The 15,644-nt window shown below is 70.8% G+C and carries 15 protein-coding genes; 9 read left to right on the forward strand and 6 right to left on the reverse strand.

The genetic code is table 11. The annotated features are described in order from the left end of the window. The first annotated feature begins 15 nt into the window (after positions 1 to 15). From ACZ4AA_RS35525 to ACZ4AA_RS35560, 8 genes are all read left to right on the forward strand, one after another. Positions 16 to 918 (forward strand): dihydrodipicolinate synthase family protein, encoded by a 903-nt coding sequence (locus tag ACZ4AA_RS35525; RefSeq protein ID WP_467611873.1) that lies wholly within the window; start codon positions 16 to 18, stop codon positions 916 to 918. Between the two features lie 88 nt (positions 919 to 1,006). Then, the gene (locus ACZ4AA_RS35530) at positions 1,007 to 2,008 is read left to right on the forward strand and encodes a proline racemase family protein (protein ID WP_467611877.1); all 1,002 of its coding nucleotides are present in this window, start codon (positions 1,007 to 1,009) and stop codon (positions 2,006 to 2,008) included. A 106-nt stretch (positions 2,009 to 2,114) separates the two neighbouring features. Further along, positions 2,115 to 2,804 carry a GntR family transcriptional regulator gene (locus ACZ4AA_RS35535; protein WP_467611880.1) on the forward strand — a complete coding sequence of 230 codons (690 nt, stop codon included), beginning with the start codon at positions 2,115 to 2,117 and terminating at the stop codon, positions 2,802 to 2,804. 109 nt (positions 2,805 to 2,913) lie between these two features. Continuing rightward, the gene (locus ACZ4AA_RS35540) at positions 2,914 to 3,912 is read left to right on the forward strand and encodes a LacI family DNA-binding transcriptional regulator (RefSeq protein ID WP_467611883.1); all 999 of its coding nucleotides are present in this window, start codon (positions 2,914 to 2,916) and stop codon (positions 3,910 to 3,912) included. A 250-nt stretch (positions 3,913 to 4,162) separates the two neighbouring features. After that, complete coding sequence (locus ACZ4AA_RS35545; protein WP_467611886.1) at positions 4,163 to 5,515, forward strand: ABC transporter substrate-binding protein; 1,353 nt, start codon at positions 4,163 to 4,165, stop codon at positions 5,513 to 5,515. 8 nt (positions 5,516 to 5,523) lie between these two features. Continuing rightward, positions 5,524 to 6,492, forward strand: coding sequence for a carbohydrate ABC transporter permease (locus tag ACZ4AA_RS35550; protein ID WP_467611889.1), 969 nt, complete (start codon positions 5,524 to 5,526; stop codon positions 6,490 to 6,492). Continuing rightward, positions 6,489 to 7,364, forward strand: coding sequence for a carbohydrate ABC transporter permease (locus ACZ4AA_RS35555; protein WP_467611892.1), 876 nt, complete (start codon positions 6,489 to 6,491; stop codon positions 7,362 to 7,364). Before ACZ4AA_RS35550 ends, ACZ4AA_RS35555 begins: the two co-directional genes overlap by 4 nt. Positions 7,365 to 7,403: 39 nt before the next feature. After that, positions 7,404 to 9,005 carry a glycoside hydrolase family 13 protein gene (locus ACZ4AA_RS35560; RefSeq protein WP_467611895.1) on the forward strand — a complete coding sequence of 534 codons (1,602 nt, stop codon included), beginning with the start codon at positions 7,404 to 7,406 and terminating at the stop codon, positions 9,003 to 9,005. Between the two features lie 27 nt (positions 9,006 to 9,032). Here ACZ4AA_RS35560 and ACZ4AA_RS35565 read toward each other — a convergent pair whose 3' ends face one another. Genes ACZ4AA_RS35565 through ACZ4AA_RS35580 form a run of 4 tightly spaced genes read right to left on the reverse strand, consistent with a single transcriptional unit; the run spans position 9,033 to position 12,455 of the window. Next, the gene (locus ACZ4AA_RS35565; RefSeq protein WP_467611898.1) at positions 9,033 to 9,845 is read right to left on the reverse strand and encodes an ABC transporter ATP-binding protein; all 813 of its coding nucleotides are present in this window, start codon (positions 9,843 to 9,845) and stop codon (positions 9,033 to 9,035) included. Between the two features lie 20 nt (positions 9,846 to 9,865). Continuing rightward, entirely contained in the window at positions 9,866 to 10,633 is a 768-nt protein-coding gene (locus ACZ4AA_RS35570; RefSeq protein WP_467611919.1) for an ABC transporter permease, read from the reverse strand. A gap of 47 nt (positions 10,634 to 10,680) precedes the next feature. After that, a complete protein-coding gene (locus ACZ4AA_RS35575; RefSeq protein ID WP_467611901.1) occupies positions 10,681 to 11,487 on the reverse strand; it encodes an ABC transporter permease in 807 nt (268 codons plus the stop codon). Next, on the reverse strand, positions 11,484 to 12,455 hold the full coding sequence (locus ACZ4AA_RS35580) for an ABC transporter substrate-binding protein (RefSeq protein WP_467611904.1): 972 nt from the start codon (positions 12,453 to 12,455) through the stop codon (positions 11,484 to 11,486). Before ACZ4AA_RS35580 ends, ACZ4AA_RS35575 begins: the two co-directional genes overlap by 4 nt. A gap of 184 nt (positions 12,456 to 12,639) precedes the next feature. On the opposite strand from ACZ4AA_RS35580, the gene ACZ4AA_RS35585 reads away from it, so the two are divergent. Then, a complete protein-coding gene (locus ACZ4AA_RS35585) occupies positions 12,640 to 13,455 on the forward strand; it encodes an IclR family transcriptional regulator domain-containing protein (protein WP_467611907.1) in 816 nt (271 codons plus the stop codon). Here ACZ4AA_RS35585 and ACZ4AA_RS35590 read toward each other — a convergent pair. Together ACZ4AA_RS35590 and ACZ4AA_RS35595 are read right to left on the reverse strand one after the other, a co-directional pair. Next, positions 13,406 to 14,359 (reverse strand): PDR/VanB family oxidoreductase, encoded by a 954-nt coding sequence (locus tag ACZ4AA_RS35590; protein WP_467611910.1) that lies wholly within the window; start codon positions 14,357 to 14,359, stop codon positions 13,406 to 13,408. The two genes, ACZ4AA_RS35585 and ACZ4AA_RS35590, sit on opposite strands and share 50 nt — an antisense overlap. Next, positions 14,356 to 14,592, reverse strand: a complete 237-nt coding sequence (locus ACZ4AA_RS35595; protein ID WP_467611921.1) for a hypothetical protein — start codon at positions 14,590 to 14,592, stop codon at positions 14,356 to 14,358. Before ACZ4AA_RS35595 ends, ACZ4AA_RS35590 begins: the two co-directional genes overlap by 4 nt. Positions 14,593 to 15,644: the final 1,052 nt, after the last annotated feature.

Genomic DNA, 15,644 nt, shown 5'->3' on the forward strand with positions numbered 1-15,644 from the left:
AGGGATGAACGCCTCATGACCGTGACCCCCGAGAGCCGGCGCCCCTGGCGCGGAGTCCTCGTCGCCACCGCGCTCCCGCTGAACCGCGACCTGTCCGTCGACCACGGCCGCTACGCCGAACACTGCTCCTGGCTGGTCGAGAACGGCTGCGACGGCGTCGTGCCGAACGGCTCGCTCGGCGAGTACCAGGTGCTCACGCCCGAGGAGCGGGCGAAGGTGGTGGAGACCGCCGTCGCCGCGATCGGCGGGCCCCGGGTCATGCCGGGCGTCGCCGCGTACGGCTCCGCCGAGGCCCGCCGCTGGGCGGAGCAGGCGAAGGACGCGGGCTGCGGTGCCGTGATGCTGCTCCCGCCCAACGCCTACCGCGCGGACGAGCGTTCGGTGCTCGCCCACTACGCGGAGGTCTCCCGGGCGGGCGTCCCGGTCGTGGCGTACAACAACCCGATCGACACCAAGGTCGACCTGGTGCCCGAACTCCTGGCGAAGCTGCACGGCGCCGGATTCGTCCAAGGCGTCAAGGAGTTCTCCGGCGATGTGCGACGCGCCTACCGCATCGCCGAACTCGCCCCGGAACTCGACCTGTTGATCGGTGCGGACGACGTGCTGCTCGAACTCGCGGTGGCGGGCGCCAAGGGCTGGGTGGCCGGATACCCGAACGCGCTGCCCCGGGCGGGCGTCGAGCTCTACCGCGCCGCCGTCGCCGGTGACCTCGACACCGCGGGCAAGCTCTACCGGCAGCTCCACCCGCTGCTGCGCTGGGACTCCCGGGTCGAGTTCGTCCAGGCCATCAAGCTGTCCATGGACATCGTCGGCCGCCACGGCGGTCCGGTCCGGCCGCCGCGCGTCCCGCTGCTGCCCGAACAGGAGGCCGCCGTCCGCCTGGCCACGGAACGGGCCGTCGCCGCCGGTCTCACCTGAGCCCCCGACCGCCCGCCCTCCGCCCGCGGTCATCGGCCCGCCGCCCTCTGCCCGCCCCCGCCGTCCGCCGACACCACCGAGGAGTCCCATGCGCAGCAAACTCGTCCTGCACGCCGTCGACTCGCACACCGAGGGGATGCCGACCCGGGTGATCACCGGCGGGATCGGCACGGTCCCGGGCGCGACCATGAACGAGCGGCGGCTGTACTTCCGTGAGCACCGCGACGACATCAAGCGGCTCCTGATGAACGAGCCGCGCGGCCACGCGGCGATGAGCGGGGCCATCCTCCAGCCGCCCACCCGCCCGGACTGCGACTACGGCGTGATCTACATCGAGGTGTCGGGCTATCTGCCGATGTGTGGGCACGGCACGATCGGGGTCGCGACCGTGCTGGTGGAGACCGGCATGGTGGAGGTCGTCGAGCCGGTCACCGCGATCCGGCTCGACACCCCGGCGGGCCTCGTGGTCGCCGAGGTGGCCGTGGAGGACGGCGCGGCCAAGGAGGTCACGCTCAGGAACGTGCCCTCCTTCGCCGTCGGACTCGACCGCAAGGCGACCCTCGCCGACGGGCGCACGGTGACGTACGACCTGGCCTACGGCGGGAACTTCTACGCGATCCTGCCGCTGGAGCAGTTCGGCCTGCCCTTCGACCGCTCGCGCAAGGACGAGATCCTCGCGGCGGGGCTCGCGCTCATGGACGCGGTCAACGCCGAGGACGAGCCCGTGCACCCCGAGGACCCGTCCATCCGCGGCTGCCACCACGTCCATCTGTACGCGCCCGGGGCGACGGCCCGCTTCTCCCGCCACGCGATGGCGATCCACCCCGGCTGGTTCGACCGCTCACCCTGCGGTACGGGCACCAGCGCGCGCATGGCCCAGCTGCACGCCCGGGGCGAACTCCCGCTGGACACCGAGTTCGTGAACGAGTCCTTCATCGGGACGCGCTTCACCGGCCGGCTGCTGGGCACCACCGAGGTCGCCGGAATTCCCGCCGTGCTGCCCAGCTTCACGGGACGCGCCTGGATCACGGGAACCGCCCAGTACCTGCTCGACCCCTCGGACCCGTTCCCGGCCGGGTTCGTCCTGTGAGCGGGTCCGCGCCGGGGCGTAGATACTGGTGGTACGAGTAACACGTGACATGGCACAGAGCCGGCGCCGCGGCCGACCGCGCTCCGGCCCGTACGAGGAGACCCCGATGACCGCCCAGCGCGACGGCGCACCCGCAGCCGCTCCCGACCTGCCCACGCTCGGCGGCAGGAGGAGCAGCTATCGCGAGCGCGTGGCCGACGCGCTGCGTGCCGCGCTGATCGCGGGCGAACTGCGCCCCGGCGAGGTCTACTCGGCGCCGACGCTCGCGGCCCGGTTCGGCGTCTCGGCGACGCCGGTGCGCGAGGCCATGCTCGACCTGGCCAAGGAGGGTCTGGTCGACACGGTCCCGAACAAGGGGTTCCGGGTCACGGAGGTCTCCGAGAAGCAGCTCGACGAGTACACCCACATCCGCTCGCTGATCGAGATCCCCACCGTCGTGGGGCTGGCCCGCACGGCGGACCCCGTATCGCTCGAGGCGCTGCGCCCGGCGGCCCGGGAGATCGTGACGGCCGCGGCGGCCGGCGACCTCATCGCCTACGTGGAGGCGGACATCCGCTTCCACCTCGGCCTGCTCGCCCTCGCGGGCAACGCCCATCTGGTCGAGGTCGTCGGGGACCTGCGCAAGCGCTCGCGCCTGTACGGGCTCGACGCCCTGGTGCGCGCGGGCCGTCTGGAAGCCTCCGCCCGGGAGCACCTCGAACTCCTCGACGCCCTCCTGGAACGCGACGAGCGCGCCGTGCGCGCGGTGATGACCCGCCACCTGGGCCATGTGCGCGGCCTGTGGGCGGCGCGCTGACAGAGGCCGCGTCGGCTGCGGGAGTGAGGCCGCGGGCCCGTCCGCGTGCACGCGAACCGGCCGAAGTTTTACGCAAGCAACTTGCATTTCTTGCGCTATTCTTGCGCGCATGACGCGACGACTTGCTCAGGTGGCGAAGAAGGTCGGGGTCAGCGAAGCCACGGTCAGCCGAGTGCTCAACGGCAAGCCGGGTGTCTCCGACTCCACCCGGCAGGCGGTCCTGTCCGCCCTGGACGTCCTCGGCTACGAGCGGCCCACCCAGCTGCGCGGCGAACGCGCGCGACTCGTCGGCCTGGTGCTGCCCGAGCTCCAGAACCCGATCTTCCCGGCGTTCGCCGAGGTCATCGGCGGGGCGCTCGCCCAGCTCGGCCTCACCCCGGTGCTGTGCACGCAGACCAAGGGCGGGGTCTCCGAGGCCGACTACGTGGAACTCCTGCTCCAGCAGCAGGTCTCCGGGGTGGTGTTCGCCGGCGGCCTGTACGCGCAGGCCGACGCGCCGCACGACCACTACCGCGAACTCGCGGACCGCAACATCCCGGTGGTGCTGGTCAACGCGGCCATCGAGCACCTGGGCTTCCCGTGCGTCTCCACCGACGACGCGGTGGCGGTGGAGCAGGCCTGGCGCCACCTCGACTCGCTCGGCCACGAGCGCATCGGACTGGTCCTCGGCCCCGCCGACCACATGCCCTCCGGGCGCAAACTCGCGGCGGCACGCGCCCTCGCGCCCCAGCTGCCCGACGCCCACGTGGCCCGGGCGATGTTCTCGCTGGAAGGCGGTCAGGCCGCGGCCACCAGGCTGCTCGACCAGGGGGTCACCGGCATCATCTGCGCCAGCGACCCGCTCGCGCTCGGCGCCGTCCGGGCCGCCCGCCGCAAGGGGCTCGCCGTCCCCGGTGACATCTCCGTCGTCGGGTACGACGACTCGGCGTTCATGAACTGCACCGAACCCCCGCTGACCACGGTCCGCCAGCCCATCGAGGCCATGGGGCGTGCCGCGGTGGAACTGCTGAACGCGCAGATCGGGGGCGGCAGCGTGACCCCCGAGGAGCTGCTGTTCGAGCCGGAACTTGTGGTGCGCGGATCGACCGCGCAGGCACCCCGCGGCTGAGCGGAGGGTGAGGGCCGGCCTGTGCCGGTGACCGGGTCGTCGCACCACGCGGCGGCCCGGCGGCCGTTCCGGGGCCGTTGACTCCGTTACGCAACCCCCTGCCACGGAGACCCCCAACCGCTGTCAAATAATTACAGATTCTGCGCGACATCTTGCGGACGGATGTTGTCGGTGCTTGAGTGTGCGGCGCCAGAACACGGCGGCGCGCCCGCCGTGGGCCTTCCTCGCTCCAGCCCGAAGGGGTCCACCAATGAGAAACACCGGGTTCCGCCGAAGTCTCGTCATGCTCATGGCATCCTCCGTCGTGCTCACCGCCGCCGCGTGCGGTTCGAGCGGCGGCGACGACGCGGCGGGCGGAAAGACCCGCATCACCGTCAACTGCGAGCCGCCGAAGAGCGCCAAGGTCGACCGCTCGTTCTTCGACGCCGACACCAAGGCGTTCGAGAAGGCCAACCCGGCCATCGATGTCACCCTGCACGACGCGTTCCCGTGTCAGGACCCCAAGACCTTCGACGCCAAGCTGGCCGGCGGTCAGATGGAGGACGTGTTCTACACGTACTTCACCGACGTCAAGCACGTCGTCGACGTCAACCAGGCGGCCGACATCACGAGTTACGTCAAGGACCTCAAGAGCTACAGCACCCTCCAGCAGCAGCTGCGCGACATCTACACCGTGGACGGCAAGATCTACGGCGTCCCGCGCACCGGCTACTCGATGGGTCTCATCTACAACAAGGCGCTCTTCAAGAAGGCCGGCCTCGACCCCGACAAGCCCCCGGCCAGCTGGGAGGAACTGCGCGCGGACGCCAAGAAGATCGCCGCGCTCGGCAACGGCACGGTCGGCTACGCCGACTACAGCGCCCAGAACCAGGGCGGCTGGCACTTCACCGCCGAGGTCTACTCACAGGGCGGCAACGTCGTCTCCGAGGACGGCAAGCAGGCGACCGTCGACAGCCCCGAGGGCAAGGCGGTCCTCCAGAACCTCAAGGACATGCGCTGGAGCGACAACTCCATGGGCAGCAAGCAGCTGCTGGTCATCAACGACGTCCAGCAGATGATGGGTTCGGGCAAGCTCGGCATGTACCTCTCGGCGCCCGACAACATCCCGATCCTCGTCAAGGAGAAGGGCGGCAACTACAACGACCTCGCCCTGGCCCCGATGCCCGGCGGCAAGGGCACGCTCATCGGCGGCGACGGCTACATGTTCAACAAGAAGGACTCGCCGGCCCAGATCAGGGCGGGCCTCAAGTGGCTCGACTCCATGTTCCTGACACCCGGCGACGGCTTCCTCGGTGACTACGCCCGCGCCAAGCAGAACAACGCGCCCGTCGGCCTGCCCGAGCCGCGCCTGTTCACCGGTGCCGCCGACGCCAAGGACCAGCAGGTCAAGAAGGCCAACGCCAACGTGCCCGTGGAGAACTACCAGGCCTTCCTCGACGGCAACCAGAGCCTCCAGATGAAGATCGAGCCCCCGCAGGCGCAGCAGATCTACTCCGTCCTCGACGCCGCCGTCTCCGCGGTCCTCACCAAGAAGGACGCCGACATCGACCAGCTCCTCAAGGACGCCTCCGGCAAGATCGACTCCATCCTGGCCCGAGGCTGACACCGTTCATGAAGACCGCATCGAAGCCCCCCGCAGTGCTCCCTCCGGCCGCCGTCGGCGCGCCGGAGGCGCCGCGGTCGGCCGGGCGCCGGACCGGGGCACCGTGGCGCCGGCGCCTGGCCGACCAGTTCCGCGCCTACGCCTTCCTCGCCGGAGGCCTGCTCTGCTTCGCCCTGTTCTCCTGGTACCCGGCGATCCGCGCCGTCGTGATCGCCTTCCAGAAGTACACACCCGGCAGCGGCGGCGCATGGGTCGGCACCGCGAACTTCACCCGGGTCTTCCACGACCCGGAGTTCACCGCCGCCTGGCGCAACACCCTCACCTTCACGCTCCTGGCCCTGCTCATCGGCTTCGCCGTCCCCTTCGTGATGGCGCTGGTCCTCAACGAACTGCGCCACGCCAAGGCGTTCTTCAGGGTCGTGGTCTATCTGCCGGTGATGATCCCGCCGGTGGTCAGCGCCCTGCTGTGGAAGTGGTTCTACGATCCCGGGGCCGGCCTCGCCAACGAGGTGCTGCGCGCACTGCACCTGCCGACCTCGAACTGGTCCAACGGCGCCGACACGGCCCTGGTCTCGCTGGTCATCGTCGCCACCTGGGCCAACCTCGGAGGCACCGTCCTCATCTACCTCGCCGCCCTCCAGAGCATCCCCGGCGAGCTGTACGAGGCCGCCGAGCTGGACGGGGCCAACCTGATCCAGCGCATCCGCCATGTGACGATCCCTCAGACACGCTTCATCATCCTCATGCTGATGCTGCTTCAGATCATCGCCACCATGCAGGTGTTCACCGAACCCTTCGTGATCACCGGCGGCGGCCCCGAGGACAAGACCGTCACGGTGCTCTACCTCATCTACAAGTACGCCTTCCTCTACGACGACTTCGGTGGAGCCTGCGCCCTGAGCGTCATGCTGCTCGTCCTGCTCAGCGCCTTCTCCGCCCTCTATCTGCGGCTGACCCGCTCCGAGGAGGACGCGTGAGCACCCGCACCCTGATCTCTCCGCTCACCCTGGGCCGACCGCGCGGCAGAGCCGTCTACTGGACCGTGTTCAGCGGTGTCGTCCTGCTCTTCGCGCTGGCCTTCCTCTTCCCCGTCTACTGGATGGTCACCGGCGCCATGAAGTCGCCGGACGAGGTCACGCGCACACCGCCCACCCTGCTGCCGGAACACTGGCACCTCGGCGGCTACACCGACGCGTGGGACCTGATGGGCCTGCCCACCCATCTGTGGAACACCGTCGTCCAGGCCGCCGGCGCCTGGCTGCTCCAGCTCGTCTTCTGCACGGCCGCCGCCTACGCCCTGTCCAAGCTGAAGCCCGCCTTCGGCAAGGTGGTGCTCGGCGGCATCCTCGCCACCCTGATGGTCCCCGCGCAGGCCCTGGTGGTCCCCAAGTACCTGACCGTCGCCGACCTGCCCGTCCTGCACACCAGCCTGCTCAACTCCCCGCTCGGCATCTGGCTGCCCGCCGTCGCCAACGCCTTCAACCTCTATCTCCTCAAGCGCTTCTTCGACCAGATCCCGCGCGACGTGCTGGAGGCCGCCGAGATCGACGGCGCCGGGAAACTGCGCACTCTGTGGTCGATCGTGCTGCCGATGTCCCGGCCCGTCCTCGGAGTCGTGTCGATCTTCGCCCTGGTCGCCGTCTGGCAGGACTTCCTCTGGCCGCTGATGGTCTTCTCCGACACCGACAAGCAGCCCATCAGCGTGGCACTCGTCCAGCTGTCCCAGAACATCCAGCTGACCGTGCTCATCGCCGCGATGGTGATCGCCAGCATCCCCATGGTCGTGATGTTCCTGGTGTTCCAGCGGCACATCATCGCCGGGATCAGCACGGGCAGCACCAAGGGCTGACGCCCGTACCCGACCTCCTCGAACGAAAGGCAACGCACCGTGGGACAGCCCCGCCCTGCCCGAAATCAGTCCGCGTGGTGGCGTTCCGCCGTCATCTACCAGGTGTACGTCCGCAGCTTCGCGGACGGCGACGGCGACGGCACCGGCGACCTCGCGGGCGTCCGCGCCAGACTCCCCTACCTCGCCGAACTCGGCGTGGACGCACTGTGGTTCAACCCCTGGTACCTCTCGCCCCTGGCCGACGGCGGCTACGACGTCGCCGACTACCGCACCATCGACCCGGCCTTCGGAACACTCGCCGAGGCCGAGAAGCTCATCGCCGAGGCCCGGGAACTGGGCATCCGCACCCTGGTCGACATCGTGCCGAACCACGTCTCCGACCAGCACCCCTGGTTCCGGGCGGCGCTGGCCGGTGGCCCCGAGCGCGAGCTCTTCCACTTCCGCCCCGGACGCGGCGAACACGGCGAACTCCCGCCCAACGACTGGCCGTCGCAGTTCGCGGGCTCCACCGAACCGGTGTGGACCCGGCTGCCCGACGGCGACTGGTACCTCCATCTCTTCACCCCCCAGCAGCCCGACCTCAACTGGGACCACCCCGACGTCCGCCGGGAGCACGAGGAGATCCTGCGCTTCTGGTTCGAGCGGGGGGTGGCCGGCGTGCGCATCGACTCGGCCGCGCTGCTGGCCAAGGACCCCGACCTGCCCGACTACGTCGAGGGCCGCGACCCCAACCCGTACGTCGACCGCGACGAGCTCCACGACATCTACCGCTCCTGGCGGGCCGTATCCGACGCCTACGACGGCATCTTCGTCGGCGAGGTCTGGCTCCCCGACTCCGAGCGCTTCGCCCGCTATCTGCGCCCCGACGAACTGCACACCGCCTTCAACTTCTCCTTCCTGTCCTGCCCCTGGGACGCCGCACGGCTGCGGACCTCCATCGACGAGACCCTTGCCGAGCACGCCCCCGTCGGAGCGCCCGCCACCTGGGTGCTGTGCAACCACGACGTGACCCGCACGGTCACCCGCTACGGCCGCGCCGAGACCGGCTTCGACTTCACCGCCAAGGCCTTCGGCACCCCGACCGACCTGGCCCTCGGCACCCGCAGGGCGCGCGCCGCGGCCCTGCTCTCGCTCGCCCTCCCCGGCGCCGTGTACGTCTACCAGGGCGAGGAACTCGCCCTGCCCGAAGTTGAGTTGCCGCGCGAGAGCATCCAGGACCCGATGTACTCACGCTCCGGCGGCACGGACCCGGGCCGCGACGGCTGCCGGGTCCCGCTGCCCTGGGCGGCCGGTGATCCGCACGCCGGATTCGGCGGCGAGCCCTGGCTACCGCAGCCGGCCGACTGGCCCGCGTACGCCGCCGACCGCCAGGCGGCCGACCCCGGCTCGATGCTGAGCCTCTACCGTGCGGCCCTGCGTATCCGCCGCGCCGAACCGGGCTTCGGCGACGGCCCGCTCAGCTGGCTCCCCGCACCCGAGGGCGTCCTCGCCTTCGCCCGCACGGACGGACTGCTCTGCGTCGTCAACCTGGCCGACGGCCCGGTCGAACTGCCGGAACACACACGGCTCCTCCTCCACAGCGGCCCGCTGGACGCCGACGGGTTCCTCCCGCCGGACACCGCGGCCTGGCTGCGCGTCTGACCGGCCCACAGCGCTCACCGGCAGGCCTCACCGAGACGGAGGCGTGTCCGTCCGCGTGACCTGCTCCCCGCGTTTCGCCGCCTGGATCTGCTCGTACACATGGGTCCGCAGTTCGGCGAAGCGCGGGGCGACCCGGGTGCGCAACTGGTCGCGCTCAGCGGGCAGATCGACCTTCAACTGCTCCTGGACGACGGTGGGGGAGGCGGACAGGACCAGAACCCGCTCACCCAGATAAACGGCCTCGTCGATGTCATGGGTCACGAACACGACGGTGATCCCGCGCTGCCGCCACAGTTGGCGCACCAGATCCTCCAGATCGGCGCGGGTCTGCGCGTCGACCGCGGCGAACGGCTCGTCCATGAGCAGGACTTCGGGCTCGTAGGCCAGCGCCCGCGCGATGGCGACCCGCTGCTGCATGCCCCCCGACAGCTGCCACGGATAGGCGCGCGCGGCGTCGGCCAGGCCCACGGACTCCAGCGCGTCCTCGACCAGCTCCCGGCGCCGCCCCTTGCCCAGACCCTTCTGCCTCAAGGGGAGTTCGACGTTCTCGCCGACCCGCATCCAGGGGAACAGACTGCGCCCGTACTCCTGGAAGACGAACGCCATGCCGGGCGGCGGGCCGCTCACCCGCCGGCCGCCGAGCAGCACCTCGCCCGACGTCGGCGCCAGCAGACCGGCCATGCACTTCAGCAGCGTCGTCTTGCCGCAGCCCGACGGGCCCACCAGACAGACGAGTTCACCCGCCTCCACCGTGAACGTGAGATCGCGGACCGCCTCCACCCGGCGCCCCGAACCCTCGTAGACCTTCCGCAGCCCGGATACGACCAGAGACGCGTGCATGGACCGCCCTTTCGGAGGCATCACGGGGACCGCCTGGAGGAGTCGCGCAGACCGTGGTACCAGCCGAGGACCCGGCGTTCGACCAGCTGGAAGACGACCGACAGAAGGAAGCCGAGCAGACCGAGGACGAGGATCCCGGTCCACATGTCGGGGATCGCGAAGCCGCGCTGGAACTGCACGATGGTGAAGCCGATTCCGTTGCTGGCCGCGAACATCTCGCTGATGACCATGAGGATGATGCCGACGGACAGGGCCTGCCGCAGCCCCGCGAAGATCTGCGGGCTCGCCGAGGGCAGGACGACGGAGCGGATCCGGGCCGGGCCCGTGATGCCGTACGAGCGGGCCGTCTCGGACATCACGGAGTCGACGGCGCGCACACCCTCGATCGTGTTGAGCAGGATCGGCCACACACAGCCGCTCGCGATCACGACGATCTTCATCGTGTCCCCGATGCCCGCGAACAGCATGATGACCGGGACGAGAACGGGTGGCGGCACCGCCCGCAGGAACTCCAGGACCGGTTCGCACACCGCCCGCACCTTCCGGTACGAGCCGATGACCGCCCCGAGGCCGACCCCCACGACGGCGGCCGAGGCGTAGCCGGCGAGCAGCCGCAGCAGGCTGGGCACCAGGTCGGCGCGCAGCCGCGCTCGGGTCCAGACGTCGGGAAAGGTCCTGAGGATGGTGCGCAGCGGCGGCCAGTAGACGTCGGTGCTGCCGTCCGAGGCGAGCCACCAGAGGGTGAAGAGGAGGGCGGGGAGCGCGAGGACGAACAGTGCTCGCCGCAGGAGGCCGGTCCAGGGGTTCGGCCCCCTCCGCCCGGCCCGGACGTCCGTCACACCGCCACCTCCCCGCGCACCGACTGGTGCCAGGCCAGCGCGTACCGCTCGACCGATCGCGCGCCCACGTTGACGATCAGCCCGAGCAGCCCCGTCACCACGATGAGCGCGTACATCTCGGGCACCGCCTGCGAGGTCTGGGCGACGGCGATGCGCGCGCCCAACCCCGGGGCCCCGATGACGAGTTCGGCCGTCACCGTGAGGATGAGCGCGACCGCGGCGGCGAGCCGGACGCCCGTCATGACGTACGGGAGCGCGGTCGGCCACAGCAGATGACGGATCCGGGCCCAGGTGCCGAGCCCGTACGAGCGTGCCGTCTCCTCCGCCACCGGGTCGACGTCCCGCACGCCGTACATGACCTGGACGAGGACCTGCCAGAAGGACGCGTACACGACCAGGAGCAGCACCGACCTCAGTTCGGTGCCGTAGAGCAGGACGGCCAGCGGGATCAGGGCCACGGAGGGGATGGGCCGCAGGAACTCGATCGTCGAGGCGGTGGCCACGCGCAGATGCGGTACGACCGAGACGACCACGCCCACCGCGATGCCGGCGCCGACGGCGATCGCCAGGCCCAGCGCCCAGCCGGTGAGGGTGTCGCCGAGATCCGTCCAGAAGGCGCCGTCGGTGATCTCGTCGGCGAGGGCCCGCGCGATCCGGCTGGTCGGCGGGAAGTACCGCTCCTTGACGAGGCCGAGCCGCGGCACCGCCTCGCCGAGGGCGAGGAAGGCCGCGAGCCCGGCGGCGCCCAGTGCGGCGTTCACGGCCCGGTCGGCGGAGCCGCCGCGTGGTGACGTCGGCTTCACGGCAGCAGCTTGTCCAGATCGGGGGTCGTCTTGAACAGACCGTCCTGTTCGCCCAGCTTCTCCAGCGTCTCGATCGAGGCCCGGTTCGCCTCGGCCGGCCACTTGGGCAGGGTCACCTCGGCCAGCACGGCGGCGGGGATCTTCGTGTACGTGGTGACGATCTGCCGGACCTCGTCCGGGTGCGCGTCGGCGTAGGCGAGGGACTCCGCGGTGGCCTCCTGGAACTCCTTGACCACGGCCGGGTGTTGCTGTGCGTACTGGTTCGAGGTGAAGTACATGGCGACGGTGAGGTTCTTCGCCACGTCGACCAGGGAGGAGGCGATCTCGGTCGCGCCCTGGCTCTTCACGGTGGCAAGCGCGGGCTCGACCACCATCGCGGCGTCGATCTGACCGCTGTCGAGGGCCGCGGGCATCTGGTCGAAGGCGAGCTCGACGAACTCCACCTTGGACGGATCGCCGCCCGCCTTGCGCACCGACTCGCGCACGGCCGTCTCGTTGATGTTCTTCAGCGTGTTGACGGCGACCTTCTTGCCCTCCAGGTCCTTCGCCGTCCTGATCGCGCTGCCCTTCTTCACCGTGATGGCGCCGAAGTCCGCGCCCGCCACGCCCGTCGAAGCGACGCCGTTCGCGATGGCCTTCACGGGAACGCCGTTGGACTGGGCGATCATCAGCGAGGTCACGTTGGAGAACCCGAACTGGAACTGGCCCGAGACGACACCGGGGACGATCGCGGCCCCGCCCTGCGCGGTCGTCATCGACAGCTTCAGTCCGTGCTTCCGGTAGAAGCCCTTCTTCTGCCCCAGATAGACGGGGGCGACATCGACGATGGGGATGACCCCCAGCTTGACGGTGGTGGTACCACCGGACGAGGCGTTCTTGTCCGAGGCGCCACCGCCGCCGGACGAGCCGCAGGCCGTCGCGGCGACCAGCAAGGCTCCGGTCGCGATACCGGCGAGCAGACGACGCATGGCTCCTCCTGTGCAGACGAGAGTGTTCCGACAGGTGTGCGCACACCGCACAATGGTGCTCAGCGCGAAGGTAGAACCCTGTCCGTGCCGGGTCAATGGCCTTGGCTGACAATATTGTTGACAGTTATCGAAGCGTGCTCACGTCCCGTGCGGAGGCGCTTCGCGTGCACCCCTGGAGGCGGCGATGCCTACGGCAGACCGAGCGCCCCACTTCGTCCGGTCCTTCGAACGCGGACTCGCCGTCATCCGCGTCTTCGGCCCCGACCGGCCGGAGATGACCCTCAGCGAGGTCGCCCGCGGCTGCGACCTGACCCGCGCGGCGGCCCGCCGCTTCCTGCTGACCCTGGTCGACCTCGGATACGTCCACACCGACGGCCGCGTCTTCCGGCTCACCCCGCGCGTCCTGGAACTCGGCTACGCCTATCTCTCCGGCTTCACCGTCCCGGAGATCGCCCAGCCCCACCTGGAGCAACTGGCCGAACGGGTCGGGGAGTCGAGCTCGCTCTGCGTCCTCGACGGCGACGACATCGTCTACGTGGCGCGGGTGCCGACCCGGCGCATCATGACGGCGGCGATCACCGTCGGCACCCGCTTCCCGGCCCACGCCACCTCCGTGGGCCGGGTGATCCTCGCGCACCTCACGGACGACGAGATCGACACCCGGCTGAAACGGGCCGCGCCGCGCCCCCTGACCGCGCGCACCATCGTCTCGCCCGACCTGCTCAGAGCCGAACTGCTCCGGGTCAGACGGCAGGGATACGCCATCGTGGACCAGGAGTTGGAGGAGGGACTGCGCTCGGTCGCCGCGCCTGTGCGCGACCGGAACGGACGCGTGGTGGCGGCCGCGAACATCCCCGTGCCCGCAGGCCGCACCAGCGTCGAATCGGTCCGGCGCGACCTGCTTCCCCCTCTGCTGGAGACGGTCGCCCGGATCGAACGCGACCTCGCGGTCACAGGTCCAGGACGAGCCGGCTCCCCAGACAACGGGACACGCAGATGAGCATGGTCCCGCCCGCCTCCCGCTCCTCGTCCGTGAGCACCGAGTCCCGGTGGTCCGGCATCCCTTCGAGGACCTCCGTCTCACAGGTACCGCAGGTGCCCTCGGCGCAGGAGTGGAGGACCTCGACGCCGTCGGCGCGCACGGCGTCGAGAACGGAGACGCCGGGGGCGACGCCGACCGTGCGCCCCGACCGCGCCAGGACGACCTCGAACCCCTTCTCCCCGTCCGCCTCGCGGTCCTTCGGCCGGAACCGCTCGATGTGCAGCAGGCCGGGCGGACAGCGCCGCTCCACCGCGTCGAGCAGTGGCCCCGGACCGTAGCGGTAGACGACGGTGCCCCGGGGGATCTCCCCGAGCACGGAGGCGAGGTCGAGCGGTCCTGTCTCGTCCCGGGGAGCGAGGGCGACCCGGTCCCCGTACCGCTCCAGCTCCCCGGTGAACGCCATCGAGGCGCGGGTGCGTCCGCCGTACAGCAGGGTCCACTCGGCCCCCGCCGCCTCGGCCGCCGCGAGCATCGGCAGGATCGGGGTGATGCCGATCCCGCCCGCGACGAAGCGGTAGCGCGGGGCGGGCACGAGCACGAAGCACTGCCGCGGCCCGCGGACACGGACCCTGGCGCCCTCGCTCAACCGCGCGTGCACGTAAGCGGATCCGCCCCGCCCGTCCGGCTCGCGCAGCACCGCGATCCGCCACGCGCCGCGGTCCGCGGGATCACCGCACAGGGAGTACTGCCGCTCCAGATCCGGACCGAGCACCACGTCGACATGGGCCCCGGGTTCCCAGGCGGGCAGTTCGGCGCCGAGCGGATGACGCAGGCGCAGGGCGAGGACGCCGTCGGAGACGAACTCCCGTCGCTCGACGACGAGTTCTCCTTCGTACGGGCTCGCATCGGCCGGGCCGGTCACCGCACCCTCTCCACGGGCTTGTCGCCCTCCTCGACCAGCCGGGCGAGGATGCGCCGGGCGGCGAGCCCGCCGGTGTCGATGGATCCGGGGGCGCTGTCCCGGATCGATTGAGGGCTGTCAGTGTCTTCAGCCCGGCACCGGGCGGCGCAGCCCGGAGCGGTGGAGGCCGGTGGCGCCGCGGTGACCACGACCGGGCGGGGCGGGGTGCTCGTTCCCCGTCCTACGGCAGCCATGTCGGCCGGAGGCGGAGCCCGTCCGGACCCTCGGCGGAGTACGCTCGGTGCTACCGAGGGTATTTCGCGCACCGGCTCCCATGTCCGTGTCGCTTTCGGCGATTTGATCACCTCGGGCCGGTGGCAGTCGGTCCGGAGCCGGGTTCGTGCCATGAACGCGACCGTTTCCCCCACACCGATCCCCGAAATCACGCCCTCCTCTTCGTCCCTCCGGATGCCTTCCGCTTCCCTCGGCCCCTCGCCCACGGCCCGGCCCGCTCCGCCGTGGGGTCGGGTCACCGGTGACCCGCCGGACCACCTGTACCGGACCGCTGTCCCGGGCGCGGTGCCCGTGCGCGGGCACCTACAGCCGATTCGCGTCTCGGCTCTATGGCTGATGGCTGCCGGGAGAGGCTGTCTGCGCACCTCGCACGCGGGCCGGCTGATGGTGGAGGCGGCGAGCCTGCGCAGGGTCTCGGAGACCGACGGGGCCGTTGAGGCGGCCTGGGACTCGGAAGGGGACCGGGCGGTCCGCGAGCCGGCGGTACGTCCGCGGATCCCGGTCGTTTCCGCTCCGCCGACGCTGAGATGAGGCCCGTGGAGGTGCTGTGATCACCACGGCCGCAGCCGGACCAGGCCGGGCGAGCGCATCCGGACGTGGGGATCAAGAGCCGTCGTGAGCACCGTGGGGCACTCGGGCGGCGGCGAGCCGGTCCTTCCCGGCACCGTGGACCTGCGGAGGGAGACGACGGCCGAGCGTGTGGGACCTTCGACCGCCCGCGGTGACGGTCGGCACCTGACCTCAAGAGTCGGCCGACACGCGACACCACAAAGGTCGGCGATGGCCGCGGACACGCGACCCCAGGAGCCGGCAGCGCCTCGGCAGCAGCCCGGGCCCCCGGCCGCATCACAGGCGAGAGGCCGGGGTGCTCCCGTGCCGTGTGCTTCCCCGACCGTTCGGGTCCGGGGCCGTCAACGACGTGACACTCACCGTCGACGCGGTCGTCTACTTCAAGGTCATCGACCCCGTCAAAGCCCTGGTGAACGTGCGCAACTACTCCGCCGCCGTCTCC

The organism is Streptomyces sp. NPDC024698 (assembly GCF_055559015.1).

What these genes read in the sequence shown, in the direction of transcription:
- ACZ4AA_RS35525 (WP_467611873.1), top strand. Translation starts at nt 16, where the DNA reads ATGACCGTGACCCCCGAGAGCCGGCGCCCCTGGCGCGGAGTCCTCGTC.
- ACZ4AA_RS35530 (WP_467611877.1), top strand. Translation starts at nt 1,007, where the DNA reads ATGCGCAGCAAACTCGTCCTGCACGCCGTCGACTCGCACACCGAGGGG.
- ACZ4AA_RS35535 (WP_467611880.1), top strand. Translation starts at nt 2,115, where the DNA reads ATGACCGCCCAGCGCGACGGCGCACCCGCAGCCGCTCCCGACCTGCCC.
- ACZ4AA_RS35540 (WP_467611883.1), top strand. Translation starts at nt 2,914, where the DNA reads ATGACGCGACGACTTGCTCAGGTGGCGAAGAAGGTCGGGGTCAGCGAA.
- ACZ4AA_RS35545 (WP_467611886.1), top strand. Translation starts at nt 4,163, where the DNA reads ATGAGAAACACCGGGTTCCGCCGAAGTCTCGTCATGCTCATGGCATCC.
- ACZ4AA_RS35550 (WP_467611889.1), top strand. Translation starts at nt 5,524, where the DNA reads ATGAAGACCGCATCGAAGCCCCCCGCAGTGCTCCCTCCGGCCGCCGTC.
- ACZ4AA_RS35565 (WP_467611898.1), bottom strand. Translation starts at nt 9,845, where the DNA reads ATGCACGCGTCTCTGGTCGTATCCGGGCTGCGGAAGGTCTACGAGGGT.
- ACZ4AA_RS35580 (WP_467611904.1), bottom strand. Translation starts at nt 12,455, where the DNA reads ATGCGTCGTCTGCTCGCCGGTATCGCGACCGGAGCCTTGCTGGTCGCC.
- ACZ4AA_RS35585 (WP_467611907.1), top strand. Translation starts at nt 12,640, where the DNA reads ATGCCTACGGCAGACCGAGCGCCCCACTTCGTCCGGTCCTTCGAACGC.
- ACZ4AA_RS35595 (WP_467611921.1), bottom strand. Translation starts at nt 14,592, where the DNA reads ATGGCTGCCGTAGGACGGGGAACGAGCACCCCGCCCCGCCCGGTCGTG.